The sequence below is a fragment of the Enterobacter sp. KB-221C9 genome, from assembly GCF_041320715.1.
GTDB lineage: Bacteria > Pseudomonadota > Gammaproteobacteria > Enterobacterales > Enterobacteriaceae > Enterobacter > Enterobacter asburiae_D.
Genome location: NZ_JBGIWG010000007.1, coordinates 169,251 through 193,338, shown reverse-complemented (window position 1 = coordinate 193,338; position 24,088 = coordinate 169,251). Strand labels below are relative to the sequence as shown.

Below are 24,088 nucleotides of genomic sequence, written 5' to 3'. Positions count from 1 at the left end.
TCAGGTTTCTTATGCAAAATTCAGCCCCATTGTTGAGCGTGGTGGTTGCCGTTTATAACGGTGAAGCTTTCCTGGATCAGTTCTTTACCTGCCTTGTGAATCAACGCATCGACAGCATGGAAGTCATTATTGTCAATGATGGCTCTACTGACCGCTCAATGGAGATCGTCGAAAACTGGCGAGAAAAACTGCCGCAGCTGCAGGTCATAGAACAGCAAAACCAGGGCGTATCCATCGCGCGTAACACCGGTCTGGCCGTTGCGACGGGACAATATCTCTCTTTCCCGGATATTGATGATGTCTTTAAACCCGGCATGTACCAGCGACTGCTGGAGATGGCTGTTACGCAGGATCTGGATGTCGCCACCTGTAACGGGAACTACGTCTGGGAGAACAACAAGAAACCCTCACGCCCGATCTTCCCTGAAGACAAACTGGCTTCGACAGGGGTCATGGCTGGCCCGGCGTGGTTAAAAATGGCGCTGGATTCGCGTAAGTTCCTTCACGTCACGTGGTTGAACATCTATCGCCACGACTTTATCCGTAAACACAGTTTCCATTTCGAACCCGGCCTGCGCCATCAGGATATCCCGTGGACCACCGAAGTGCTGCTCGCGGCAGAGCGGGTTCAGTACACCAGTGAGCGTTATTACGACTACTACATTCACTCTGCATCGGTATCCCATATGCCGGACAATGACGACACGCTGATTCGCTCCGCGCGTCACTACATGAAAATCCTGCAGCTGCTCGATGCCATCAATCAGCGTTACCCGGATAAAGTGAAAGGGATCCCTGCCTGCCACTGGCAAATTGCCAAAGAGGGGCTGGGAATTATTCACACCTTCGACAACATGAAGGATGAGAAGAAGAAATCGATGATTATCAAAGAGTTCTTCGAAACAGGCATCTGGAAACTCATCTGGAAAAGTGCAAAAAGTCCGCGTCTGCGCTGGCGGCTGGGTCGACGTTATTTCCGTTTGAAACGGTATCTGGCATAAGAGATAGCTTTACCTGGCCTAAATGCTTAGAATTTGCCCGCCGAAACTAAAAAAACGGATAATCGCTTGGAATTGTTGTATACCGCTCTGCTCTACATCATTCAGCCACTGGTGTGGCTGAGACTGTTGCTTCGTAGCCGGAAAGCGCCTGCGTATCGTAAACGCTGGGCTGAACGCTATGGCTTCTGCCGCAATAAAGTCACACCGGACGGTATTTTGCTGCATTCCGTTTCTGTCGGTGAAACGCTGGCGGCGATCCCGCTGGTTCGCGCCCTGCGTCACCGCTATCCGTCGCTGCCAATCACCGTCACGACGATGACGCCGACCGGCTCCGAGCGCGCGTTATCCGCTTTCGGCAAAGACGTGCAGCACGTCTATCTGCCTTACGATCTGCCCTGCGCAATGAATCGTTTCCTCAACACCGTGCGCCCGAAGCTGGTGATCGTGATGGAAACCGAACTGTGGCCGAACATGATTTCCGCCCTGCATGCCCGTAAAATTCCGCTGGTGATTGCCAACGCGCGCCTGTCAGAGCGCTCGGCGAAAGGTTACGGCAAGCTGGGCAAATTTATGCGCCGCCTGCTCAGCAGGATCACGCTGATTGCCGCGCAGAACGAAGAGGACGCGGCGCGCTTTATCGCGCTGGGCCTGAAACGCAACCAGCTTGCGGTAACGGGCAGCCTGAAATTTGATATTTCTGTTACCCCTGAGCTCGCCGCCCGTGCGATCACACTGCGTCGCCAGTGGGCCCCACGTCGTCAGGTCTGGATTGCAACCAGTACTCATGATGGCGAAGAAGAGATCATCCTGCAGGCTCACCACAAGCTGCTGGAAAAATTCCCTGATTTACTGCTGATCCTCGTGCCTCGCCATCCGGAGCGTTTTAAAGATGCCCGTGAAATGGTCCAGAAAGGCGGCTTCAGCTTCACGCTGCGCAGCAGCGGTGAAATCCCTTCCGGCAGCACCCAGGTGGTGATTGGCGATACGATGGGCGAACTGATGCTGCTGTACGGCATTGCTGACCTCGCGTTTGTCGGCGGCAGCCTGGTCGAGCGCGGCGGTCATAACCCGCTGGAGCCGGCAGCCCACGCTATTCCGGTGCTGATGGGGCCGCACACGTTTAACTTCAAAGATATCTGCGCGAAATTACAGCAGGCCGATGGTTTAATTACCGTGACCGATGCGGATTCGGTGGTCAAAGAGGTATCGACCCTTCTGACTGACGAAGATTATCGCCTGTGGTACGGGCGACATGCCGTCGAAGTGCTGCACCAGAACCAGGGCGCACTGACCCGACTGCTGCAGCTTCTGCAACCTTATCTGCCCCAGCGGAGCCACTAATGTCAACGCGTCTGTCGGTCGTAATGATCGCCAAAAACGCCGCCGACCTGCTTCCGGATTGCCTGGCCTCCGTCGCCTGGGCTGACGAGATAGTTATTCTTGACTCCGGAAGTACGGACAACACGGTGGACGTTGCCCGGGCGGCGGGCGCAAAAGTCTTTGTCGACGCTGACTGGCAGGGCTATGGCATCCAGCGCCAGCGCGCGCAGGGGTATGCCACAGGTGATTATATCCTGATGCTCGATACTGACGAGCGCATTACGCCAGAACTTCAGCAGGCCATTCAGGCGGTGCTTTCCTCGCCCCAGCCTGGCGCCGTATACAGCATTGCCCGCCGCAACTACTTCCTTGGCCGTTTTATGCGCCACAGCGGCTGGTATCCCGACCGCGTGATGCGCCTCTACGAGCGCGAGCGGTATCAGTACAACGATAATCTGGTGCATGAATCCCTGAGCTGCGATAGCGCCCAGGTCATCCCCCTGACGGGCGATTTGCTGCACCTGACCTGCCGTGATTTCGCGAGCTTCCAGCGTAAACAGCTCAACTATGCCACCGCATGGGCGCAGGAGCGTCACCAGCGCGGCAAGAAGGCCTCGCTGACGGGTATCTTCACCCACACGCTGGGCGCGTTCCTGAAAACGCTGCTGCTGCGTGGTGGCGTACTGGACGGCAAACAGGGCTGGTTACTCGCGGTAGTAAATGCCCAGTATACTTTCAACAAATACACCGAGCTGTGGGCGCTCTGCCGCGGCTACTCAGAGAAAACGTGAGCCATGAGCACAAAAGCGATTTATCCGGGTACCTTCGATCCGATCACCAACGGTCATCTTGATATCATCACCCGTGCGGCGTGCATGTTCGATAAGGTGATCCTGGCCATTGCCGCCAGCCCCAGCAAAAAGCCGATGTTTGACCTCAACGAGCGCGTACAGCTCGCCACCGATGCCATTTCGCACCTGCCGAACGTTGAGGTGGTCGGGTTTAGCGACTTGATGGCTAACTTCGCCCGCGCCCAGCAGGCAAACATTCTGATCCGTGGTTTACGCGCGGTGGCAGACTTCGAGTATGAGATGCAGCTGGCGCACATGAACCGCCACCTGATGCCGGAGCTGGAGAGCGTGTTCCTGATGCCCTCCAAAGAGTGGTCGTTTATCTCTTCCACGCTGGTGAAAGAGGTGGCGCGTCATCACGGCGATGTCACCCATTTCCTGCCGACTAACGTCCACCAGGCATTGATGGAAAAGCTAAAGTAACCCTATTTCTGGCACTGACGGCAGTAGAACGTGGCGCGCTGGGCGTGCTTCGTGGCAATAACGGGCGTGCCGCAGACTCTGCACGGTTCGCCTTTACGGCCATACACCTGAAGCTCCTGGGCAAAATAGCCCGGCTTGCCGTCACTTTGCAGGAAGTCCTTCAACGTTGTCCCGCCCTGCTCAATAGAGCGCAGCAGTACCGCCTTAATGACCCGGACCAGCAGCTCACACTCCTGCGCAGACAGCGAAGAGGCCAGCCGATCGGGATGGATCCCGGCCGCGAACAGCGATTCGCTGGCATAGATATTCCCCACGCCCACCACCAGCTTGTTATCCATCAGCCAAGGCTTAATCGGGCTTTTCTTCTTCGCACACTTCGCCTTGAGGTATTCCGCGTTAAACGCGTCTGAAAGCGGCTCCGGGCCCAGATGCGCGAGCACGTTATGCCCTTCCAGCTCCTTCGTCCACAGCCACGCGCCAAAGCGCCGTGGGTCGGTGTAACGGAGCACTTTGCCGTTGCTCATCACCAGATCGACGTGGTCGTGCTTTTCAGCAGGCAGTTCTTCGGTAAGAATGCGCAGGCTCCCGGACATCCCCAGGTGGATAATAATCCAGCCGTCGGGCAGCTCCAGCAGCAGGTATTTAGCGCGACGCTGTACGCTAAGGACGGGTTTATCGCTCAGGGCATGGATCTCATCGGACACCGGCCAGCGCAGACGCCCATTGCGGACCACCGCGTGAAGAATCGTCGCGCCGACCAGATGGGGCTCAATGCCGCGACGGCTGGTTTCTACCTCAGGTAATTCAGGCATGGTTCCTCCGTTGAGATGCAGAATGCAAAAAACCCCGCAGTTGCGGGGTTTTTCGATACAAGGAGACTAAAATTATTTGATTTTAGCTTCTTTGTACAGTACGTGCTGGCGTACAACTGGATCGAATTTTTTCAGTTCCAGTTTTTCCGGCTTAGTACGTTTGTTCTTCGTGGTGGTGTAGAAGTGACCTGTACCAGCAGAAGAAACCAGCTTGATTTTCTCGCGAATACCTTTAGCCATGATTTATTTCCTCTTTAAGTACTTAGTACTTTTCGCCACGGGCACGCAGTTCGGACAGAACTGTATCGATGCCTTTCTTATCGATTACACGCATACCTTTAGCAGATACGCGCAGGGTGACAAAACGCTTCTCGCTCTCAACCCAGAAACGGTGAGAGTGCAGGTTCGGCAGGAAACGGCGTTTAGTCGCGTTCAGTGCGTGGGAACGGTTGTTACCGGTCACCGGACGCTTGCCAGTAACTTGGCAGACTCGGGACATGTCTATTCTCCAAAAATCAAATTAGCTCGAGCTTCGTATGGGGTATCGGCGCCTCGTCAGGCTTTACAGCCCGGTCATCGCATAGTTCTAAGTGAACTCTCGATTGCCAGGCCCAAATGCCAAACCCGAGATTCTCAAAGGTGGCGTAGTATACGCTGACTCGGCGGTGTGCTCAAGTCCCGAACAGACAAAGATCCCGATGGATCGCGAGAAATAGCCTAAATCCAGCCATGTTCTGCGAAAGAAATGTACTCACCGCGGCCAATTATCAGATGGTCCAACACACGAATGTCCATGAATTGACAGCATTTGATAATGCGTTCGGTGATTTCTTTGTCCGCTCTGCTCGGTTCTGCACAGCCAGAGGGGTGATTATGCGCGAGGATCACGCCCGCTGCATTCACTTTTATCGCTTCCCGCACAATTTCACGCGGATGCACCTCAACGTGGCTCAACGTGCCCGCAAAGAGACAGCTATGTTTCAGCACCCGATTTTTGTTATCGACAAAGATCACCATAAAGATCTCGCGTTCAATATCGGTTAACTGGCTTTGCAGGAATTCACGCGTCATCGCGGGCGTCAGGATCGGTTCTTCCTTCTCCATACGAACATTGTAAAAACGGCGGGCAAGTTCAGCAATGCCCCTCAACTGGGCATATTTCGCCACGCCAATCCCCTCAATATGCTTAAACTGCGCCAGATCGGCGGTCAGTAAACCGTACAGCGAACCGAAATGTGCTATCAGCTCTTTTGCCAGCGTAAATACCGTTTTTCCGGACGTGCCGGTACGTAAAAAGAGCGCCAGCAGTTCATCGTCTTTTAACAGGGTGACGCCATAGCGCAGCAGTTTTTCGCGCGGCAGCAGCTGCTCATCCTCTTCTTCCATGCTCTTTCTCCCCTTTTTTAACCTCATGCTGCCACAGGCCAATTCGTCGCTCGACGGCCACATTGCGTTCTTGCGTAGCGCCTCGCAAAGTGGTCGAAGGACAAAATCACCCCGCTTTGGGGATTGTGATAAAATGCCCGCTCTCTGGTGAAACCCAACAGGAAAGAATCATGATGAGCCTGGCCGGTAAAAAAATCGTTCTTGGCGTGAGCGGCGGCATTGCTGCCTACAAAGCGCCGGAGCTGGTGCGTCGTCTACGCGAGCGCGGGGCGGATGTGCGGGTCGCGATAACCGAAGGCGGTAAAGCCTTTATCACTCCCCTGAGCCTGCAGGCCGTTTCAGGATACCCGGTATCTGACAGCCTGCTCGATCCGGCCGCCGAAGCCGCGATGGGCCATATTGAGCTGGGTAAATGGGCTGACCTGGTCATCCTCGCCCCCGCCACGGCTGATTTAATCGCTCGGGTCGCAGCCGGTATGGCAAACGACCTGGTCTCTACCATTTGTCTGGCCACGCCTGCGCCTGTTGCCGTCGTTCCTGCCATGAACCAGCAGATGTACCGTAACGCGGCCACCCAGCACAATCTGGAGACGCTGGCCTCACGCGGCCTGCTTATCTGGGGCCCAGACAGCGGCAGCCAGGCCTGCGGTGATGTTGGCCCGGGTCGCATGCTTGACCCGCTGACGATTGTTGATATGGCCGCAGCCCATTTTTCGCCTGTCAACGATCTGCAACATCTCAACATCATGATTACCGCGGGCCCCACGCGCGAGCCGCTGGATCCGGTGCGCTACATCACCAACCACAGCTCCGGCAAAATGGGCTTTGCGATTTCCGCCGCCGCCGCAAGGCGTGGCGCGAACGTCACGCTGGTGAGCGGCCCGGTATCGCTGCCTACCCCTGCGTTTGTGAAGCGAATTGACGTTACCACCGCGCTGGAAATGGAAGCCGCCGTGCAGGCACATGCGCAAAGCCAGCAGATTTTTATCGGCTGTGCGGCCGTCGCAGACTATCGTGCCGAGACGATCGCTGAGGCTAAAATTAAAAAGCAAGGCGATGAATTAACACTAAAAATGGTAAAAAACCCGGACATTGTTGCCGGTGTCGCCGCACTAAAAAGCCATCGTCCATACGTTGTTGGGTTTGCCGCAGAAACGAATAATGTGGAAGAATATGCCCGGCAAAAACGTACCCGCAAAAACCTCGATTTGATTTGCGCGAACGACGTATCGCTGGCCACACAAGGATTTAACAGCGACAGCAACGCACTGCACCTTTTCTGGCAGGATGGAGATAAAGTCTTACCGCTTGAGCGCAAGGAACTCCTGGGCCAACAATTACTCGACGAGATCGTTACCCGTTATGATGAAAAAAATCGACGTTAAGATTCTGGACCCGCGTGTTGGTGAGCAATTTCCGCTGCCAACCTATGCCACCTCCGGCTCTGCCGGTCTTGACCTGCGCGCCTGTCTCGATGACGCCGTAGAACTGGCTCCGGGTGCCACTACCCTGGTTCCAACGGGCCTGGCAATTCACATTGCTGACCCGTCGCTGGCAGCGGTGATCCTGCCGCGTTCTGGCCTGGGCCATAAGCACGGCGTTGTGCTGGGTAACCTGGTCGGCCTGATCGACTCCGACTACCAGGGTCAGCTGATGGTCTCCGTCTGGAACCGTGGTCAGGACAGCTTCACCATTGAGCCGGGCGAGCGTATCGCACAGATGGTCTTTGTACCGGTGGTACAGGCAGAATTTAACCTGGTGGCAGACTTTGACGCCACCGACCGTGGCGAAGGCGGCTTCGGCCATTCCGGGCGCAAATAACGGCCCGAAAGACACGTATCTCACAGCGTCATAATGCAATAACAAACCGCAAACGCCAGTTTGCGGTCGCTGTGTGGATGCTAGCCTGGCAAGTGCTTATTTTCAGGGGTATTTTGTAACATGGCAGAAAAACAAACCGCGAAAAGGAATCGTCGCGAAGAAATACTTCAATCTCTGGCTCTGATGCTTGAATCCAGCGATGGCAGTCAACGCATCACCACCGCTAAACTGGCCGCCTCTGTGGGCGTGTCTGAGGCGGCGCTGTACCGTCATTTTCCGAGCAAGACCCGGATGTTCGACAGCCTGATCGAGTTTATTGAAGACAGCCTGATCACGCGCATCAACCTGATTCTGAAAGACGAAAAAGACACCACCGCGCGTCTGCGTCTGATTGTGCTGTTAATTCTGGGCTTCGGTGAACGCAATCCGGGCTTAACCCGTATCCTCACCGGCCACGCGCTGATGTTTGAGCAGGACAGACTGCAGGGCCGCATTAACCAGCTTTTCGAACGTATTGAAGCGCAGCTGCGCCAGGTACTGCGCGAAAAGAAAATGCGTGAAGGCGAAGGTTACAGCATTGATGAAACGCTGCTGGCGAGCCAGATTCTGGCGTTTTGTGAAGGGATGCTCTCCCGCTTTGTGCGCAGCGAGTTCAAATATTGTCCAACGGACGATTTTGACGCCCGCTGGCCGTTAGTGGCTGCTCAGTTGCAGTAACACCGTTGCGGATGGCGGCTTCGCCTTATCCGGCCTACGAAATGCGTAGGCCCGGTAAGCGTAGCGCCATTGGCGCAATTTAATTACACCCCGAACTCTTCCCGGTACGCTCGTACCGCCGCCAGATGGTCCGCCATCTCTGGCTTCTCTTCCAGATACGCAATCAGGTCTTTCAGGGTGATAATCGACGTCACTTTACAGCTGTAATCGCGCTCGACTTCCTGAATAGCGGAAATTTCACCGCGACCACGCTCCTGACGATCCAGAGAAATCAGCACGCCAGCAAGCGTCGCACCGTTGGCCTGAATAATCTCCATCGATTCGCGGATCGCCGTTCCCGCGGTGATCACATCGTCAACCAGCATGACGCGGCCCTGCAGCGCGCTGCCGACCAGATTCCCGCCTTCACCGTGGGTTTTGGCCTCTTTGCGGTTAAAGCAGTATGGCACGTCGCGGTCATGGTGTTCCGCCAGCGCCACCGCGGTGGTGGTCGCAATCGGAATGCCTTTGTAGGCCGGGCCAAACAGCAGGTCAAAATCAATCCCGGAATCTACCAGCGCTTCGGCATAGAAACGGCCTAACAATGCCAGATCGCGCCCGGTATTAAACAGCCCGGCGTTGAAGAAATAGGGGCTCTTACGCCCGGATTTCAGCGTAAATTCGCCAAACTTAAGTACCTGCTTGTTAAGCGCAAACTCAATAAACTGGCGCTGATACGATTTCATGGATTTGCTCCTTTGGTTTTTCTGTCTTACAGGCAAAAAAAAGGCGACTCATTGGTCGCCTTTAAAATCAATTTTCTAACGCCGCTTTCTGCGTCGTTACAATGGATTCAATGCCCCCTCGGGCCAACGCCAGCAGGGAGAGAAGCTCTTCGTGAGTGAACGGCTCACCTTCCGCCGTGCCCTGCACCTCAATGATGCGACCGTCTTCGGTCATCACCACGTTCATGTCGGTTTCGGCTGCGGAATCTTCAACGTATTCCAGATCGCAAAGCGCTTCGCCGTTAACGATACCGACAGAAACCGCCGCAACCATGCCTTTCATTGGGTTGGTTTTCAGCTTACCGGCAGCAACCAGCTTGTTCAGGGCATCGGCCAGCGCTACGCAGGCACCGGTAATGGATGCGGTACGCGTGCCGCCGTCTGCCTGAATCACGTCGCAGTCCAGCGTGATGGTGAATTCACCGAGGATTTTCAGGTCAACGGCGGCGCGCAGCGCACGCGCGATCAGGCGCTGAATCTCCATGGTACGACCGCCCTGCTTACCCTTTGCCGCTTCACGGGCATTACGGGTATGGGTCGCACGCGGCAGCATTCCGTACTCAGCGGTGATCCAGCCCTGGCCCTGACCTTTCAGGAAGCGCGGAACGCCTTCTTCGATGGAGGCGGTGCACAGAACTTTAGTGTCACCAAACTCAACCAGCACGGAGCCTTCAGCGTGTTTTGTATAGTTACGGGTCAGGGTGACGGGACGCACCTGATTGGCGCTACGGCCTGATGGACGCATGATGGATTCTCCGGCTTGAAACGAATGTGGCTGCGCATTATACGGATAAAGGACGCTTATTCCTATCCTGAGAAGCCCCCGAAAGCTATAATCCCCCCATCTCTCCTTTAAAAACGGGAATGTCTATGATCCGCAGTATGACCGCCTACGCCCGGCGTGAAATCAAGGGTAGCTGGGGCAGCGCCACATGGGAAATGCGCTCGGTAAACCAGCGTTACCTGGAAACGTATTTCCGTATGCCGGAGCAGTTCCGCAGCCTTGAGCCTGTCGTACGTGAGCGTATCCGTAATCGTCTGACGCGCGGGAAAGTGGAATGTAACCTGCGCTTTGAGCCTGATGCCAGCGCACAGGGCGAACTCATCCTCAACGAAAAACTGGCGAAACAGCTCGTGAATGCGGCGAACTGGGTCAAAATGCAGAGCGATGAAGGCGAAATCAACCCGGTTGATATTCTGCGCTGGCCTGGCGTCATGGCCGCCGGTGAGCAGGATCTGGATGCTATTGCCGCTGAAATCCTGGCAGCCCTCGACGGCACGCTGGACGACTTTATCGTTGCTCGCGAAACCGAAGGCCAGGCGCTGAAAGCGATGATTGAGCAGCGCCTTGAAGGCGTGAGCACTGAAGTCGCCAAAGTCCGCACCCATATGCCAGAAGTGCTGCAATGGCAGCGCGAGCGTCTTGTCGCCAAACTGGAAGAAGCGGAAGTTCAGCTGGAAAACACCCGTCTGGAACAAGAGCTGGTGCTGATGGCACAGCGTATTGATGTCGCTGAAGAGCTGGACCGTCTGGAAGCGCACGTTAAAGAAACCTACAACATTCTGAAGAAAAAGGAAGCGGTGGGCCGCCGTCTGGACTTTATGATGCAGGAGTTCAACCGCGAGTCGAACACCCTGGCGTCTAAGTCGATCAATGCAGAAGTGACGAATTCAGCGATTGAGCTGAAAGTGCTGATTGAGCAGATGCGCGAGCAGATCCAGAATATCGAGTAGTGCCTTTCGGGTGGTGTCGACCGCACCACCCATTACTATTTCTAATCCATCCCAACGCCAATTTTTTCACATTACCGCCTTTCATCAAGCCTGCCCAATTCAAATTGATAAAAATTTATAGGGCAAACTGACTCGCCTTAGAAAATCTCAATCGTGATCTTGCGCACAAATCGCTAACCTCCCCCGCGTTCACACCGGAGGGTATATGCTGCTTCACATCCTTTATCTCATTGGCATCACCGCAGAAGCCATGACCGGCGCACTTGCCGCCGGACGTCGCCGTATGGATACCTTCGGCGTAATCATTATTGCTACCGCGACCGCGCTGGGCGGCGGTTCCGTACGCGATATTCTGCTTGGCCATTACCCGCTCGGCTGGGTTAAACACCCTGAGTACGTAATTATCGTGGCGACGGCTGCTGTGTTAACCACCATAGTGGCGCCCGTTATGCCCCATCTTCGCCGCCTGTTCCTGGTGCTTGATGCGCTGGGGCTTATCGTTTTTTCGATCATCGGTGCGCAAATCGCGCTCGATATGGGGGAAGGGCCGGTCATCGCCACCATTGCTGCCGTGGTCACGGGCGTATTCGGTGGTGTGCTGCGCGATATGTTCTGCAAGCGCATTCCCCTGGTCTTTCAAAAAGAGCTGTATGCCGGCATCTCCTTTGCGGCAGCGGTACTTTATATCGCCCTGCAGCATTACGTTTCGAACCATGATGTGGTGGTCATCTCGACGCTGCTGTTTGGCTTTACGGCCCGCATGCTGGCGCTGCGTCTGAAGCTCGGGCTGCCCGTTTTTCATTACAAACACAGCGCGCACTAGCTTCAGAATCCGCTGATGTGCTGTTCTGCGAGCCATTTCGCCAGCACATCAATCTGAGGCGCGTGCATCCAGTTAACGATTTGTCGCGCTTTCTCCTCTCCCGTTCCCGGCAGGGTTTGCCAGTCCTTTGCGTTGCGCCCGCTCATCTCCTGCCACGATATGTCTCCCATCGCCTTCAGTGAAGCCTGCGTCATTGGCACACCCAATGCCATGAGCCAGCGGATAAACGGCTTCTCGCGCACCAGATTGAATCGGTGCCAGAGCGTCAGCCCGCGTGCTGAGGAAAACCCCGGTGTAGACTGCAGCTGCGTCTGAGTTAATAACAGCCATGAAAAGAGATGTTCAAAATGATGCGCCTGCCAGAGGGTCCGCCAGCCTGACTCGCCTAATCCTTCAATATCGAATACCTGCTTTGAGCTGAGCCACGTCAGCCGGGCAAAGAACTGCTCCATACACTCCGGCGAAGCATAGAAACAGCTAAGCGCATGATAGCGCGGGGCCGGAGGTTCTGGTTTATGCCTGTCCGTCCCGCGCCAGAGCACATTATCAAACCGGGGAATACCCTGCCCGGCCAGGCTGACCTGTATCTGATCACCCGGGGCAATATCCAGCCTCTGCCAGCGCCCAACCGAACCCAGACTCACCCGCTGCACCTGTTTATCATCCAGTTGCACGGGTTCCAGCGCTGCTACAACGGAAATTTTGCCCGTTCGCCCCACGGAAAAATGAATATCACTCACCTCAGCGGCCTGGGCTGCAGGAGGATATTTCCATGCGACAACCCAGTTGCCTTCACCCGGCAGCCAGCCTTCGCCCGCAGGTTCATCCTCCGAACGTACCACAATGCCATCCGTGGCAAAGGGTAATGCGGCCACGTGCCAGGCCGCGCGCTGTTTCTCGACGGCATCAACAGATTTAGCGGGAAGCGTATACCGTGCCGACAGCGTAAAACCGGCCTGAGACAGTGCAGCTAAAGATGTCTGCATATCTTTCGGTCCGTCCGGCCAGGCCCAGATGAATACGCCAATCTTGCTCAATAGCGCGTTATCCTTTTGCCGCATCATCGCCCCCGCCACCTTTGCGCGAGCGTTCATTCCGCCCATCTGGTTCTGAATGTGGTTGTCACGTAACCAGAAAAGCTCGCCCTGTAAGACGCTATTCGCCAGCGCGCCGGTGAGCTTTTGCGGAACCGAAGGGATTAAACGTACCTTATCGGTCCAGTCTTCCCCTTTCAGGCCATCACCGCGACTGATGGCCTGGGTTAACTTTCCGTCACGATAGACCAGCGTCACCGCCACACCGTCAACTTTCGGCTGCAGCCACAGATGCTGTCGGGCACGCATCCACTGCCTCAGCTCCTCTTTGCTGGCCACTTTATGCACGCCCGTGTGGGCAACAGGATGTTTTACGCTTCCCTTCAGCGCGGGGAGTTTCTCTTCTGAAATCTCGCTGCCAAAACAGCGCTGCCACTGCGTTAACCGCCCGTGAAGCTGGTCGTAAACCTCGTCGTTGATCTCGCTCACGCCCTGCTTCCAGTAGGCCTCATCCCAGCGTTTGATTTGCGCGCTTAACGACGCCATCTCTTTCTCTGCTTTTGCCTGCGACCACACCGGACATACCGCCGCGCCAGAGCCACACCACAACAGCATTAACCCGCTTATCCATCGCCACATTGCTACCCCTCCTTTGCAATGCAGGAGGTATACCCGGATGCCTGAAACAATGCTAACGGCAACGTTTCACAATGCGAGACGCCATCCGGTATTTCTTTTGGTTGCTGAAAACCCCGGATAAAACCTGAAAACGGCACGCAAAATTCAATAATCCAGGGGAAAAAGTGTGACAAAGGCTACGTCACACGGCGGTGACGTGTATAATAAGCCCGTATGTAGGACTTCTTCGTTAACACATACAAAAGACTCTCATGGCTCAAGGCACGCTTTATATTGTTTCTGCCCCTAGTGGCGCGGGTAAATCCAGCCTTATTCAGGCACTGTTAAAAACCCAACCGTTGTACGACACACAGGTTTCTGTTTCTCACACCACGCGAGCGCCGCGTCCGGGTGAAGTACACGGTGAACACTATTTCTTTGTGGATCACGACGAATTCAGAGCGATGATCGGCAGAGACGCGTTTCTTGAACACGCTGAAGTATTCGGTAATTACTACGGTACCTCGCGTGAAACCATTGAGCAGGTTCTGGCTACGGGCGTGAATGTGTTCCTGGATATCGACTGGCAGGGCGCTCAGCAAATTCGCAAGAAAATGCCTGACTCGCGCAGTATCTTTATTTTACCGCCATCGAAAGATGAGCTGGATCGCCGCCTGCGTGGCCGCGGCCAGGACAGCGAAGAAGTGATCGCAAAGCGTATGGAACAGGCTGTTGCAGAAATGAGCCATTACGCGGAATATGATTACCTTATTGTGAATGATGATTTTGATGCCGCATTGAGCGATCTCAAAACCATTCTTCGTGCAGAACGTCTGCGTATGAGCCGCCAGAAGCAGCGACATGACGCATTAATCACCAAACTGTTGGCAGACTGAACCCACTTTCAGTATCATGCCCAGTCATTTCTTCACCTGTGGAGCATTTTAAGTATGGCACGCGTAACTGTTCAGGACGCTGTAGAGAAAATTGGTAACCGTTTTGACCTGGTGCTGGTCGCCGCGCGTCGCGCTCGTCAGATGCAGGTAGGCGGTAAAGATCCGCTGGTACCGGAAGAAAACGATAAAACCACCGTTATTGCACTTCGCGAAATCGAAGAAGGTCTGATCAACAACCAGATCCTCGACGTGCGTGAGCGCCAGGAGCAGCAAGAGCAGGAAGCCGCAGAACTGCAGGCCGTAACCGCTATTGCTGAAGGTCGTCGTTAATTAAACCTGCGGGTCGCCCTTGTATCTGTTTGAAAGCCTGAATCAACTGATTCAAACCTACCTGCCTGAAGACCAGATTAAGCGTCTTCAGCAGGCGTATCTCGTTGCACGTGACGCTCACGAGGGCCAGACACGTTCAAGCGGTGAACCCTATATCACGCACCCGGTAGCGGTGGCCTGTATTCTGGCCGAGATGAAACTCGACTACGAAACGCTAATGGCCGCTCTGCTGCACGACGTGATCGAAGATACCCCTGCCACCTATCAGGACATGGAACAGCTGTTTGGCAAAAGCGTTGCCGAACTGGTGGAAGGGGTCTCTAAGCTTGATAAGCTGAATTTCCGCGACAAGAAAGAGGCGCAAGCCGAAAACTTCCGCAAGATGATTATGGCGATGGTGCAGGATATCCGCGTCATTCTCATCAAACTCGCTGACCGTACCCACAACATGCGCACGCTGGGCTCACTTCGTCCGGATAAACGTCGCCGCATTGCCCGTGAAACCCTCGAAATCTACAGCCCGCTGGCGCACCGTTTAGGTATTCATCACATTAAAACCGAGCTGGAAGAGCTGGGTTTTGAAGCGTTGTACCCAAATCGCTATCGCGTGATTAAAGAGGTGGTGAAAGCCGCACGCGGTAACCGTAAAGAGATGATTCAAAAAATCCTCTCTGAAATCGAAGGGCGCTTACAGGAAGCGGGAATCCCGTGCCGCGTCAGCGGTCGCGAGAAACATTTGTACTCCATCTACTGCAAAATGGTGCTCAAGGAGCAGCGTTTTCACTCGATCATGGACATCTACGCCTTCCGCGTCATTGTCCACGACTCGGACACCTGCTATCGCGTGCTGGGGCAGATGCACAGCCTCTACAAACCGCGTCCGGGTCGCATGAAAGATTACATCGCCATTCCAAAAGCGAACGGCTATCAATCTTTGCACACCTCGATGATCGGGCCACACGGCGTGCCTGTTGAGGTGCAAATTCGCACCGAAGACATGGACCAGATGGCAGAGATGGGTGTCGCCGCACACTGGGCTTACAAAGAGCACGGTGGCGAAAGCAGCACGACCGCACAAATCCGCGCCCAGCGCTGGATGCAGAGCCTGCTGGAGCTTCAGCAGAGTGCGGGTAGCTCGTTTGAATTTATCGAGAGCGTTAAATCCGATCTTTTCCCGGATGAGATTTACGTTTTCACCCCAGAAGGTCGCATTGTCGAACTGCCTGCGGGCGCAACGCCGGTCGACTTCGCTTACGCCGTGCATACCGATATCGGGCATGCCTGCGTCGGCGCGCGCGTCGACAGACAGCCTTACCCGCTGTCTCAGCCGCTCTCCAGCGGCCAGACGGTAGAAATTATTACCGCGCCGGGCGCACGTCCGAACGCGGCCTGGCTGAACTTTGTCGTGAGCTCCAAGGCGCGCGCCAAAATTCGCCAGCTGCTGAAAAACCTCAAGCGCGATGATTCCGTCAGCCTGGGGCGTCGTCTGCTCAACCACGCGTTGGGCGGCAGCCGTAAGCTGGCTGAAATTCCGCAGGAGAACGTCCAGCGTGAGCTGGAGCGCATGAAGCTCGCGTCGCTTGATGATCTGCTGGCAGAGATTGGCCTCGGCAACGCCATGAGCGTGGTGGTGGCGAAGAACCTGCAGCAAGGCGACACGACAGCGGTGCCGGCAACCACGCAAAGCCACGGACACCTGCCGATTAAAGGCGCAGACGGGGTGCTGATCACCTTCGCAAAATGCTGTCGTCCAATTCCTGGCGACCCGATTATTGCGCACGTCAGCCCGGGTAAAGGGCTGGTTATCCACCACGAGTCCTGTCGAAACATTCGCGGCTACCAGAAAGAAGCCGAGAAATTTATGGCGGTCGAGTGGGATAAAGAGACCGCGCAGGAATTTATCACCGAAATTAAGGTGGATATGTTCAACCACCAGGGTGCCCTGGCGAACCTGACGGCAGCGATCAATACGGCCTCTTCCAATATTCAGAGCCTGAATACGGAAGAAAAAGATGGCCGCGTGTATAGCGCCTTTATTCGTCTGACCGCCCGCGACCGCGTGCATCTGGCGAATATTATGCGCAAGATCCGCGTCATGCCGGACGTGATTAAAGTCACCCGAAACCGAAACTAGGTTTATGAATTCACAACGTTATGCACGTATCTGCGAAATGCTCGCCAGGCGTCAGCCTGACCTGACGGTCTGCATGGAGCAGGTGCATAAGCCTCATAACGTCTCTGCTATCGTTCGTACCGCAGATGCCGTCGGTGTGCATGAAGTGCACGCCGTCTGGCCGGACGGCCGTATGCGCAATACGGTCTCGGCAGCGGCAGGCAGCAACAGCTGGGTGTCTGTCAAAAATCATCACACCATTGGCGAAGCCGTATCGCTCCTGAAAGGGCGCGGGATGCAGATCCTGGCCACTAATCTATCCGCTAAAGCCGTAGATTTCCGCGAGATCGACTACACCCGCCCGACCTGCATTTTGATGGGTCAGGAGAAAACCGGGATCACCCAGGAAGCGCTGGATCTGGCGGATCGGGACATCATCATTCCGATGATCGGCATGGTCCAGTCTCTCAACGTCTCCGTGGCGTCCGCGCTCATTCTGTATGAAGCGCAGCGCCAGCGTCAGAATGCAGGGATGTACGAGCGCAGCAACAGCATGCTGCCGGAAGAGGAACAGCAGCGCCTGCTGTTTGAAGGTGGTTATCCGGTGCTGGCTCGCGTTGCGAAGCAGAAAAAATTGCCTTACCCCCACGTCAACGCGCAGGGCGAAATTGAAGCCGATGCCGAGTGGTGGGCCACCATGCAGTACGCCGGGTAAACGATGAAAGGCCGCCTGCTGGATGCCATCCCGCTTAACAGCCTGACGGGCGTGGGCGCGGCGCAAAGCAATAAGCTGGCAAAAATTGGCCTGCACACCGTGCAGGATCTCCTGCTTCACCTCCCCCTGCGTTACGAAGACCGCACCCAGCTCTACAAGATTGGCGATCTCCTTCCCGCCATTTACGCCACCGTTGAAGGCGAAGTCCTGAACTGCAACATCACCTTCGGCGGACGCCGGATGATGACCTGCCAGATCAGCGACGGCACCGGTATTCTCACCATGCGGTTTTTCAACTTCAGCGCGGCAATGAAAAACAGCCTGGCGACGGGCCGCAGGGTGCTGGCCTATGGCGAAGCCAAACGCGGGAAATACAGCGCAGAGATGATCCACCCGGAGTACCGCGTGCAGGGCGATCTCAGCACGCCGGAAATGCAGGAGACCCTCACCCCGGTTTACCCGACAACCGAAGGCATCAAGCAGGCGACGCTGCGTAAGCTCACCGATCAGGCGCTGGAGCTGCTGGATACCTGCGCCATTACCGAGCTGCTGCCGCCCGAGCTGGCGCAGGGCATGATGAGCCTGCCCGAGGCGCTGCGCACCCTGCACCGCCCGCCGCCAACGCTGCAGCTCAGCGATTTAGAAAGCGGCAAACACCCCGCCCAACAGCGTCTTATCCTTGAGGAATTACTGGCCCATAACCTGAGCATGCTGGCGCTTCGCGCGGGCGCGCAGCGTTTCCACGCCCAGCCCTTAAGCCCGCGTGATGAGCTCAAAGATAAGCTGCTGGCCTCGCTGCCGTTTAAACCCACCGGCGCGCAGGCGCGCGTCACCGCTGAGATTGAACGCGATATGGCGCTCGACGTACCAATGATGCGCCTGGTGCAGGGCGACGTCGGGTCCGGTAAAACGCTGGTTGCCGCGCTGGCGGCCCTGCGCGCGATTGCCCACGGTAAACAGGTGGCGCTGATGGCGCCGACCGAGCTGCTGGCAGAACAGCACGCCAACAATTTCCGCGCCTGGTTTGCGCCGCTGGGGATTGAAGTGGGCTGGCTTGCCGGGAAGCAAAAAGGCAAAGCGCGCCTTGCGCAACAGGAGGCAATTGCCAGCGGGCAGGTGCAGATGATTGTCGGCACGCACGCCATCTTCCAGGAGCAGGTGCAGTTTAACGGTCTTGCGCTGGTGATAATCGACGAGCAGCACCGCTTCGGCGTGCATCAACGTCTGGCTTTATGGGAGAAAGGCCTGCAGCAGGGCTTCCACCCGCACCAGCTGATCATGACCGCCACGCCGATTCCGCGCACCCTGGCGATGACCGCCTACGCCGATCTGGATACCTCCACCATCGACGAACTGCCGCCGGGCCGTACGCCGGTCACAACGGTCGCCATTCCTGACACGCGCCGCAGCGATATCATCGACCGCGTGCGCAATGCCTGCACCCACGAAGGGCGTCAGGCCTACTGGGTCTGTACGTTGATCGAAGAGTCTGAACTGCTGGAAGCGCAGGCCGCCGAAGCAACGTGGGAAGAGCTTAAGCTGGCGCTGCCGGAGCTGAACGTGGGTCTGGTTCACGGACGCATGAAGCCTGCCGAAAAACAGGCGGTGATGCAGTCGTTCAAACAGGGTGATTTGCATCTGCTGATCGCCACCACGGTGATCGAAGTCGGCGTGGACGTTCCGAATTCCAGCCTGATGATCATCGAAAACCCGGAACGTCTCGGCCTTGCCCAGCTCCACCAGCTGCGCGGGCGCGTTGGCCGTGGCGCGGTAGCGTCCCACTGCGTACTGCTCTATAAAGCCCCGCTCTCGAAAACCGCCCAGATGCGGTTGCAGGTGCTGCGCGACAGCAACGACGGCTTTGTGATTGCGCAAAAAGACCTGGAGATCCGCGGCCCGGGCGAACTGCTCGGCACGCGTCAGACGGGGAACGCGGAATTCAAAGTGGCGGATTTGCTGCGAGATCAGGCTATGATCCCCGAAGTTCAGCGCCTTGCACGACATATTCATGAACGCTACCCCGAACAGGCGGCAGCGTTAATTGAGCGCTGGATGCCCGAAACCGAGCGGTATTCTAACGCCTGATTCAGGCAAACATCGGCAGCATCAGGTACAGCTTAATCACCAGCGCGTTGACGATATCAATAAAGAACGCCCCAACCATCGGGACCACCAGAAACGCCATGTGCGATGGCCCGAACCGTTCGGTGATCGCCTGCATGTTGGCGATAGCCGTTGGGGTAGCCCCCAGACCAAACCCGCAGTGACCCGCCGCCAGCACCGCCGCATCATAGTTTTTACCCATCATGCGCCAGGTGACAAATATGGCGTATAGAGCCATAAACAGCGCCTGCACCGCCAGTATCGTCACCATCGGCAGCGCCAGCGACGCCAGTTCCCACAGCTTGAGGCTCATTAGCGCCATCGCCAGGAACAGCGACAGGCAGACGTTGCCGAGCACCGATACCGCCCGTTCAAACACGCGGTAGAAGCCCATCAGCGCCAGACCGTTGCTCAGGATCACCCCGATAAACAGCACGCAGACAAACGTCGGCAGTTCAAACGCTGAGCCCGCCAGCCATTGCGCAACCACTTTGCCCACGGTCAGGCAGATGGCGATCGTCGCGATGGTTTCAATCAGCACCAGCGAGGTAATGCTGCGCCCGACGTCCGGCTTTTCGAACGCGGTCGGCACCAGCTCATCGTCAGGCCTGCCGTTCGGCGTGGTGGAGTGTTTAACCAGATACCGCGCCACCGGGCCGCCAATCAGGCCACCCAGCACCAGACCAAAGGTCGCACAGGCCATCGCCACTTCCGTCGCGTTTTCAAACCCGTAGCGTTCGATGAACAGCTTGCTCCACGCCGCCCCGGTACCGTGACCACCCGAAAGGGTAATTGACCCCGCCAGCAGCCCCATAAGCGGATCCAGCCCCAGCAGCGTCGCCATCCCGATGCCGATAGCGTTTTGCATCAGCAGCAGCCCCACCACCACAATCAGGAATACGCCGAGCACTTTGCCGCCCGCCCGCAGGCTCGCCAGGTTGGCGTTCAGGCCGATGGTGGCAAAGAAGGCCAGCATCAGCGGGTCCTTCAGGGACATATCAAAATCGATTTCCCAGCCCATGCTTTTTTTCAGTATCAGCAGGGCCAGCGCCACCAGCAGGCCACCAGCGACAGGCTCAGGAATGGTGTATTTCTTCAGAAGGGAAACGCTATGTACCAGCTTACGGCCAAGCAGTAGGACCAGCGTTGCGGCAACAAGTGTCGACAACGTATCGAGATGAATCATAGAAGGCTCCTGTTTTGCGCGTGTTCCATACACACGCGGCGTTATCCTGGGCCGGTTAACGCTCTTCATGAGCTCCCGGCGCGAAAAAGTGTAATTTTTTTTCCCGATGCGTTGTAGAAAACCTGCTCACAGCGGCAGATTTTCTTCCCTTTTTTTGCTGGCAATCGTTTGCTTTTACCAGGTGGTCAGATAAAATGCCCGCTTTTCCACCGTGGGATTGCCGCCGATGTCCGTTAACACCATAGAGTCGCCCGATGCGCAACCGATTGCGCAGAAGCAAAATAGCGAACTGATTTACCGCCTTGAAGACCGCCCGCCGCTGCCGCAGACGCTTTTCGCCGCCTGCCAGCATCTTCTGGCGATGTTTGTTGCGGTGATCACCCCGGCGCTGCTGATTTGCCAGGCGCTCGGTTTACCGGCGCAGGACACGCAGCACATTATCAGCATGTCTCTCTTCGCCTCCGGCGTCGCCTCGATTATTCAAATTAAAGCGTGGGGTCCGGTGGGGTCGGGATTATTGTCGATTCAGGGCACCAGCTTTAACTTCGTGGCACCGCTGATCATGGGCGGTACGGCGCTGAAAACCGGCGGTGCGGATGTTCCGACCATGATGGCGGCGCTGTTCGGCACGCTGATGCTGGCCAGCTGTACGGAGATGGTGATCTCCCGCGTTCTGCATCTGGCTCGCCGCGTCATCACCCCGCTGGTTTCCGGCGTCGTCGTGATGATTATCGGCCTGTCGCTGATCCAGGTGGGCCTGACCTCCATCGGCGGCGGCTATGCCGCAATGAGCGACCACACCTTCGGCGCGCCGAAAAACCTGCTGCTGGCGGGTGTCGTGCTGGCGATCATCATTCTGCTTAACCGTCAGCGTAACCCTTACCTCCGCGTCGCCTCGCTGGTTATCGCCATGGCGGCCGGTTACCTGATGGCCTGGGCGCTGGATATGCTGCCGCAAAATACCGCACCGACGAATGCCGCGCTAATCACTATCCCAACGCCGCTTTATTACGGCCTAGGCATTGACTGGGGCCTGCTCCTGCCGCTGATGCTGGTCTTTATGATCACCTCTCTGGAGACCATAGGTGATATCACCGCTACCTCGGACGTCTCCGAGCAGCCGGTGTCCGGCCCGCTGTACATGAAGCGCCTGAAAGGCGGCGTGCTGGCGAACGGCCTGAACTCGTTTGTCTCTGCGGTATTCAACACCTTCCCGAACTCCTGCTTCGGTCAGAACAACGGCGTGATCCAGTTGACCGGCGTGGCCAGCCGCTACGTCGGTTTTGTGGTGGCGCTGATGCTGATCGTCCTCGGTCTGTTCCCGGCGGTAAGCGGCTTTGTGCAGCACATCCCTGAGCCGGTGCTGGGCGGCGCAACGCTGGTGATGTTCGGGACTATCGCGGCCTCCGGCGTGCGTATCGTCTCCCGCGAGCCGCTGAACCGCCGCGCGATCATGATTATCGCGCTGTCGCTGGCCGTCGGTCTGGGCGTATCCCAGCAGCCGCTGATCCTGCAGTTTGCGCCTGACTGGGTGAAAAACCTGCTCTCTTCCGGCATTGCCGCGGGCGGTATCACCGCTATCGTTCTGAACCTCGTTTTCCCGCCTGAGAAAAATTGATTTCTCCCACGGCAGGCAGTCAATGCCTGCCGTGACATCTAATTACACCATTCCCGCCTTGAGGATTGCGCATAAATCGTGCATAACTCCCTTATGTGCGTTTTGCGGGATGGAAGACCATGAAATTTATTGGAAAGCTACTCGTCTATCTTTTGGTAGCTCTGCTCATTGTGTTACTGGCGCTCTACATTCTGCTCCAGACCCGCTGGGGCGCGTCTCAGGTCAGCAGTTGGGTGACGGTGAATACCGACTACGAACTCAGTTTCGACAAGATGAATCACCGCTTTTCGTCGCCTTCCCACATCATTCTGGAAAACGTCACCTTCGGTCGGGACGGTAAACCCGCCACGCTGGTAGCCAAAAAAGTCGATATTGGCCTGAGCAGCCGCCAGATAACCGATCCGCTGCATATGGACACCATCACCCTGTTCGACGGCACGCTGAACCTCTCTCCGCAAACCGCGCCGCTGCCTTTCCAGGCGGATCGCCTGCAGCTGAACAACATGGCCTTTAACAGCCCGAATACCGAATGGGACCTGAGCGCGCAGAAGGTCACGGGCGGCGTCAGCCCGTGGCAGCCGGAAGCGGGTAACGTGCTGGGGAACAACGCGCAGATTCAGATGAGCGCAGGCTCGCTGACCCTGAACGGCGTACCGGCCACCAACGTGCTGATCGAGGGCCAGCTTAACGGCAAGGAGGTGGTGCTGAAAACGATTGGCGCCGATATGGCCCGTGGCTCACTCACCGGCTCCGCCCTGCGCAACGCCGACGGGAGCTGGATTATCGACACCATGCGCCTGAACGAGATCCGCCTGCAGAGCGATAAAACGCTGATGGCGTTCTTCGCGCCGCTGGCCACCATCCCCTCTCTGCAGATTGGTCGTCTGGATGTGACCGACGCCCGGCTTCAGGGCCCGGACTGGGCGGTTACCGATCTCGATTTAAGCCTGCGCAACCTGACGCTCAGTAAAGGCGACTGGCAGAGCCAGGAAGGTCGCCTGTCCATGAATGCCAGCGAGTTTATCTACGGCTCGCTGCATCTTTTCGACCCGATCCTGAATGCGGAGTTTTCCCCGCAGGGCATGGCGCTGCGTCAGTTCACCTCTCGGTGGGAAGGCGGCATGGTACGCACCTCCGGCAGCTGGCTGCGTGACGGTAAAGCGCTGGTGCTGGACGATGTCGCCATCGCCGGGCTGGAGTACACCCTGCCTGAAAACTGGAAAACGCTGTGGATGGATCCCCTGCCGGAATGGCTGAACAGCGTGACGCTAAAAAAATTCGGCCTGAGCCGCAACCTGGTGATCGACATCGATCCCGCCTTCCCGTGGCAGATCACATCCCTGGACGGCTATGGCGCAAATTTACAGCTGGTGAAAGATCGCCAGTGGGGCGTGTGGGGCGGTAGCGCAACTCTGAACGGCGCGGCGGCAACCTTTAACCGCGTGGACGTGCGCCGTCCGTCGCTGGCGCTGAACGCCAACGCCGCCACGGTGAACATTACCGACCTGAGCGCGTTTACCGAGAAAGGTATTCTGGAAGCGACCGCAACGGTTTCACAGCTTCCGCAGCGTCAGACAACGGTGAGCCTGAACGGGCGCGGCGTGCCGCTCAACGTGCTGCAGCAGTGGGGCTGGCCTGCGCTGCCGATTACGGGCGACGGCAATATTCAGCTCACCGCCAGCGGCAGCGTGCAGGCGAATGTCCCGCTTAAGCCGACGGTGAGCGGCAAGCTGAACGCGGTGAATATGGATAAACAGCAGGTGCAGCAGACGATGACCAACGGGATGGTGTCGGCGGTGGCTCCGGCACAGTAAATAGCCGGG

Annotated in this window: 24 protein-coding genes; 16 read left to right on the top strand and 8 right to left on the bottom strand. The window is 56.6% G+C overall.

Annotated features, from left to right (window positions below):
• The first annotated feature begins 11 nt into the window (after nucleotides 1-11).
• From AB8846_RS12830 to coaD, 4 genes are all read left to right on the top strand, one after another.
• The gene (locus AB8846_RS12830; RefSeq protein ID WP_252033384.1) at nucleotides 12-1,001 is read left to right on the top strand and encodes a glycosyltransferase; all 990 of its coding nucleotides are present in this window, start codon (nucleotides 12-14) and stop codon (nucleotides 999-1,001) included.
• A 66-nt stretch (nucleotides 1,002-1,067) separates the two neighbouring features.
• Nucleotides 1,068-2,342, top strand: a complete 1,275-nt coding sequence (waaA, locus tag AB8846_RS12825) for a lipid IV(A) 3-deoxy-D-manno-octulosonic acid transferase (protein WP_370732853.1) — start codon at nucleotides 1,068-1,070, stop codon at nucleotides 2,340-2,342.
• Nucleotides 2,342-3,112: a glycosyltransferase family 2 protein gene (locus tag AB8846_RS12820; RefSeq protein WP_370732852.1), complete on the top strand. Its 771-nt coding sequence runs from the start codon at nucleotides 2,342-2,344 to the stop codon at nucleotides 3,110-3,112. Before waaA ends, AB8846_RS12820 begins: the two co-directional genes overlap by 1 nt.
• A 3-nt stretch (nucleotides 3,113-3,115) precedes the next feature.
• Entirely contained in the window at nucleotides 3,116-3,595 is a 480-nt protein-coding gene (coaD, locus tag AB8846_RS12815; RefSeq protein ID WP_023334018.1) for a pantetheine-phosphate adenylyltransferase, read from the top strand.
• A 2-nt stretch (nucleotides 3,596-3,597) separates the two neighbouring features.
• Here the strand turns inward: coaD and mutM are convergent, their stop codons facing one another.
• From mutM to radC, 4 genes are all read right to left on the bottom strand, one after another.
• Entirely contained in the window at nucleotides 3,598-4,407 is an 810-nt protein-coding gene (mutM, locus tag AB8846_RS12810; protein WP_023309890.1) for a bifunctional DNA-formamidopyrimidine glycosylase/DNA-(apurinic or apyrimidinic site) lyase, read from the bottom strand.
• A 72-nt stretch (nucleotides 4,408-4,479) separates the two neighbouring features.
• A complete protein-coding gene (gene rpmG / locus AB8846_RS12805; protein WP_003024094.1) occupies nucleotides 4,480-4,647 on the bottom strand; it encodes a 50S ribosomal protein L33 in 168 nt (55 codons plus the stop codon).
• Between the two features lie 22 nt (nucleotides 4,648-4,669).
• On the bottom strand, nucleotides 4,670-4,906 hold the full coding sequence (gene rpmB, locus AB8846_RS12800) for a 50S ribosomal protein L28 (RefSeq protein ID WP_002436699.1): 237 nt from the start codon (nucleotides 4,904-4,906) through the stop codon (nucleotides 4,670-4,672).
• 218 nt (nucleotides 4,907-5,124) lie between these two features.
• Nucleotides 5,125-5,793, bottom strand: coding sequence for a DNA repair protein RadC (radC, locus tag AB8846_RS12795; protein WP_370732851.1), 669 nt, complete (start codon nucleotides 5,791-5,793; stop codon nucleotides 5,125-5,127).
• A gap of 173 nt (nucleotides 5,794-5,966) precedes the next feature.
• On the opposite strand from radC, the gene coaBC reads away from it, so the two are divergent.
• The 3 genes from coaBC (at nucleotide 5,967) to slmA (ending at nucleotide 8,331) form a co-directional block, all read left to right on the top strand.
• A complete protein-coding gene (coaBC, locus tag AB8846_RS12790) occupies nucleotides 5,967-7,178 on the top strand; it encodes a bifunctional phosphopantothenoylcysteine decarboxylase/phosphopantothenate--cysteine ligase CoaBC (protein WP_370732896.1) in 1,212 nt (403 codons plus the stop codon).
• A complete protein-coding gene (gene dut, locus AB8846_RS12785) occupies nucleotides 7,156-7,614 on the top strand; it encodes a dUTP diphosphatase (protein WP_008502691.1) in 459 nt (152 codons plus the stop codon). The genes coaBC and dut overlap by 23 nt, the downstream gene beginning before the upstream one ends.
• Nucleotides 7,615-7,734: 120 nt before the next feature.
• Nucleotides 7,735-8,331, top strand: coding sequence for a nucleoid occlusion factor SlmA (gene slmA, locus AB8846_RS12780; RefSeq protein WP_024906630.1), 597 nt, complete (start codon nucleotides 7,735-7,737; stop codon nucleotides 8,329-8,331).
• An 83-nt stretch (nucleotides 8,332-8,414) separates the two neighbouring features.
• On the opposite strand, the gene pyrE is transcribed toward slmA, so the two are convergent.
• Both pyrE and rph read right to left on the bottom strand, forming a co-directional pair.
• Entirely contained in the window at nucleotides 8,415-9,056 is a 642-nt protein-coding gene (gene pyrE / locus AB8846_RS12775; RefSeq protein WP_010426430.1) for an orotate phosphoribosyltransferase, read from the bottom strand.
• Between the two features lie 67 nt (nucleotides 9,057-9,123).
• Entirely contained in the window at nucleotides 9,124-9,840 is a 717-nt protein-coding gene (gene rph / locus AB8846_RS12770) for a ribonuclease PH (RefSeq protein WP_010426431.1), read from the bottom strand.
• Nucleotides 9,841-9,965: 125 nt separating this feature from the next.
• Here rph and AB8846_RS12765 point away from each other — a divergent pair, with 125 nt between their 5' ends.
• Both AB8846_RS12765 and AB8846_RS12760 read left to right on the top strand, forming a co-directional pair.
• Entirely contained in the window at nucleotides 9,966-10,829 is an 864-nt protein-coding gene (locus tag AB8846_RS12765; protein WP_063145645.1) for a YicC/YloC family endoribonuclease, read from the top strand.
• A gap of 205 nt (nucleotides 10,830-11,034) precedes the next feature.
• Nucleotides 11,035-11,652, top strand: a complete 618-nt coding sequence (locus AB8846_RS12760; RefSeq protein WP_023334014.1) for a trimeric intracellular cation channel family protein — start codon at nucleotides 11,035-11,037, stop codon at nucleotides 11,650-11,652.
• Between the two features lie 2 nt (nucleotides 11,653-11,654).
• Here the strand turns inward: AB8846_RS12760 and ligB are convergent, their stop codons facing one another.
• The gene (ligB, locus tag AB8846_RS12755) at nucleotides 11,655-13,325 is read right to left on the bottom strand and encodes an NAD-dependent DNA ligase LigB (RefSeq protein WP_370732850.1); all 1,671 of its coding nucleotides are present in this window, start codon (nucleotides 13,323-13,325) and stop codon (nucleotides 11,655-11,657) included.
• A gap of 251 nt (nucleotides 13,326-13,576) precedes the next feature.
• Between ligB and gmk the strand changes: the two genes are divergently transcribed.
• The 5 genes from gmk to recG are packed head-to-tail and all read left to right on the top strand — an operon-like array spanning nucleotide 13,577 to nucleotide 19,443.
• Entirely contained in the window at nucleotides 13,577-14,200 is a 624-nt protein-coding gene (gene gmk / locus AB8846_RS12750; protein ID WP_010426438.1) for a guanylate kinase, read from the top strand.
• A gap of 54 nt (nucleotides 14,201-14,254) precedes the next feature.
• Nucleotides 14,255-14,530 (top strand): DNA-directed RNA polymerase subunit omega, encoded by a 276-nt coding sequence (gene rpoZ / locus AB8846_RS12745; protein ID WP_000135058.1) that lies wholly within the window; start codon nucleotides 14,255-14,257, stop codon nucleotides 14,528-14,530.
• A gap of 19 nt (nucleotides 14,531-14,549) precedes the next feature.
• The gene (gene spoT / locus AB8846_RS12740) at nucleotides 14,550-16,664 is read left to right on the top strand and encodes a bifunctional GTP diphosphokinase/guanosine-3',5'-bis pyrophosphate 3'-pyrophosphohydrolase (RefSeq protein ID WP_023309883.1); all 2,115 of its coding nucleotides are present in this window, start codon (nucleotides 14,550-14,552) and stop codon (nucleotides 16,662-16,664) included.
• A 4-nt stretch (nucleotides 16,665-16,668) separates the two neighbouring features.
• Nucleotides 16,669-17,358: a tRNA (guanosine(18)-2'-O)-methyltransferase TrmH gene (gene trmH / locus AB8846_RS12735; protein WP_370732849.1), complete on the top strand. Its 690-nt coding sequence runs from the start codon at nucleotides 16,669-16,671 to the stop codon at nucleotides 17,356-17,358.
• Nucleotides 17,359-17,361: 3 nt separating this feature from the next.
• Nucleotides 17,362-19,443 carry an ATP-dependent DNA helicase RecG gene (gene recG / locus AB8846_RS12730; protein ID WP_370732848.1) on the top strand — a complete coding sequence of 694 codons (2,082 nt, stop codon included), beginning with the start codon at nucleotides 17,362-17,364 and terminating at the stop codon, nucleotides 19,441-19,443.
• Between the two features lies 1 nt (nucleotide 19,444).
• Here recG and gltS read toward each other — a convergent pair whose 3' ends face one another.
• Nucleotides 19,445-20,647 carry a sodium/glutamate symporter gene (gene gltS / locus AB8846_RS12725; protein WP_370732847.1) on the bottom strand — a complete coding sequence of 401 codons (1,203 nt, stop codon included), beginning with the start codon at nucleotides 20,645-20,647 and terminating at the stop codon, nucleotides 19,445-19,447.
• Nucleotides 20,648-20,873: 226 nt separating this feature from the next.
• Here gltS and AB8846_RS12720 point away from each other — a divergent pair, with 226 nt between their 5' ends.
• Together AB8846_RS12720 and AB8846_RS12715 are read left to right on the top strand one after the other, a co-directional pair.
• Nucleotides 20,874-22,265, top strand: a complete 1,392-nt coding sequence (locus tag AB8846_RS12720; RefSeq protein ID WP_042714436.1) for an NCS2 family protein — start codon at nucleotides 20,874-20,876, stop codon at nucleotides 22,263-22,265.
• 119 nt (nucleotides 22,266-22,384) lie between these two features.
• Nucleotides 22,385-24,079, top strand: coding sequence for an AsmA family protein (locus tag AB8846_RS12715; RefSeq protein WP_370732846.1), 1,695 nt, complete (start codon nucleotides 22,385-22,387; stop codon nucleotides 24,077-24,079).
• The last annotated feature ends 9 nt before the right edge of the window (nucleotides 24,080-24,088 follow it).

Coding starts and splice junctions, on each gene's coding strand:
- ligB (WP_370732850.1), bottom strand. CDS start 13,325: ATGTGGCGATGGATAAGCGGGTTAATGCTGTTGTGGTGTGGCTCTGGC.
- AB8846_RS12820 (WP_370732852.1), top strand. CDS start 2,342: ATGTCAACGCGTCTGTCGGTCGTAATGATCGCCAAAAACGCCGCCGAC.
- AB8846_RS12715 (WP_370732846.1), top strand. CDS start 22,385: ATGAAATTTATTGGAAAGCTACTCGTCTATCTTTTGGTAGCTCTGCTC.
- coaD (WP_023334018.1), top strand. CDS start 3,116: ATGAGCACAAAAGCGATTTATCCGGGTACCTTCGATCCGATCACCAAC.
- coaBC (WP_370732896.1), top strand. CDS start 5,967: ATGAGCCTGGCCGGTAAAAAAATCGTTCTTGGCGTGAGCGGCGGCATT.
- rph (WP_010426431.1), bottom strand. CDS start 9,840: ATGCGTCCATCAGGCCGTAGCGCCAATCAGGTGCGTCCCGTCACCCTG.
- gltS (WP_370732847.1), bottom strand. CDS start 20,647: ATGATTCATCTCGATACGTTGTCGACACTTGTTGCCGCAACGCTGGTC.
- slmA (WP_024906630.1), top strand. CDS start 7,735: ATGGCAGAAAAACAAACCGCGAAAAGGAATCGTCGCGAAGAAATACTT.
- trmH (WP_370732849.1), top strand. CDS start 16,669: ATGAATTCACAACGTTATGCACGTATCTGCGAAATGCTCGCCAGGCGT.
- AB8846_RS12720 (WP_042714436.1), top strand. CDS start 20,874: ATGTCCGTTAACACCATAGAGTCGCCCGATGCGCAACCGATTGCGCAG.
- AB8846_RS12760 (WP_023334014.1), top strand. CDS start 11,035: ATGCTGCTTCACATCCTTTATCTCATTGGCATCACCGCAGAAGCCATG.
- rpoZ (WP_000135058.1), top strand. CDS start 14,255: ATGGCACGCGTAACTGTTCAGGACGCTGTAGAGAAAATTGGTAACCGT.
- mutM (WP_023309890.1), bottom strand. CDS start 4,407: ATGCCTGAATTACCTGAGGTAGAAACCAGCCGTCGCGGCATTGAGCCC.
- rpmB (WP_002436699.1), bottom strand. CDS start 4,906: ATGTCCCGAGTCTGCCAAGTTACTGGCAAGCGTCCGGTGACCGGTAAC.
- rpmG (WP_003024094.1), bottom strand. CDS start 4,647: ATGGCTAAAGGTATTCGCGAGAAAATCAAGCTGGTTTCTTCTGCTGGT.
- dut (WP_008502691.1), top strand. CDS start 7,156: ATGATGAAAAAAATCGACGTTAAGATTCTGGACCCGCGTGTTGGTGAG.
- pyrE (WP_010426430.1), bottom strand. CDS start 9,056: ATGAAATCGTATCAGCGCCAGTTTATTGAGTTTGCGCTTAACAAGCAG.
- radC (WP_370732851.1), bottom strand. CDS start 5,793: ATGGAAGAAGAGGATGAGCAGCTGCTGCCGCGCGAAAAACTGCTGCGC.
- gmk (WP_010426438.1), top strand. CDS start 13,577: ATGGCTCAAGGCACGCTTTATATTGTTTCTGCCCCTAGTGGCGCGGGT.
- AB8846_RS12765 (WP_063145645.1), top strand. CDS start 9,966: ATGATCCGCAGTATGACCGCCTACGCCCGGCGTGAAATCAAGGGTAGC.
- AB8846_RS12830 (WP_252033384.1), top strand. CDS start 12: ATGCAAAATTCAGCCCCATTGTTGAGCGTGGTGGTTGCCGTTTATAAC.
- recG (WP_370732848.1), top strand. CDS start 17,362: ATGAAAGGCCGCCTGCTGGATGCCATCCCGCTTAACAGCCTGACGGGC.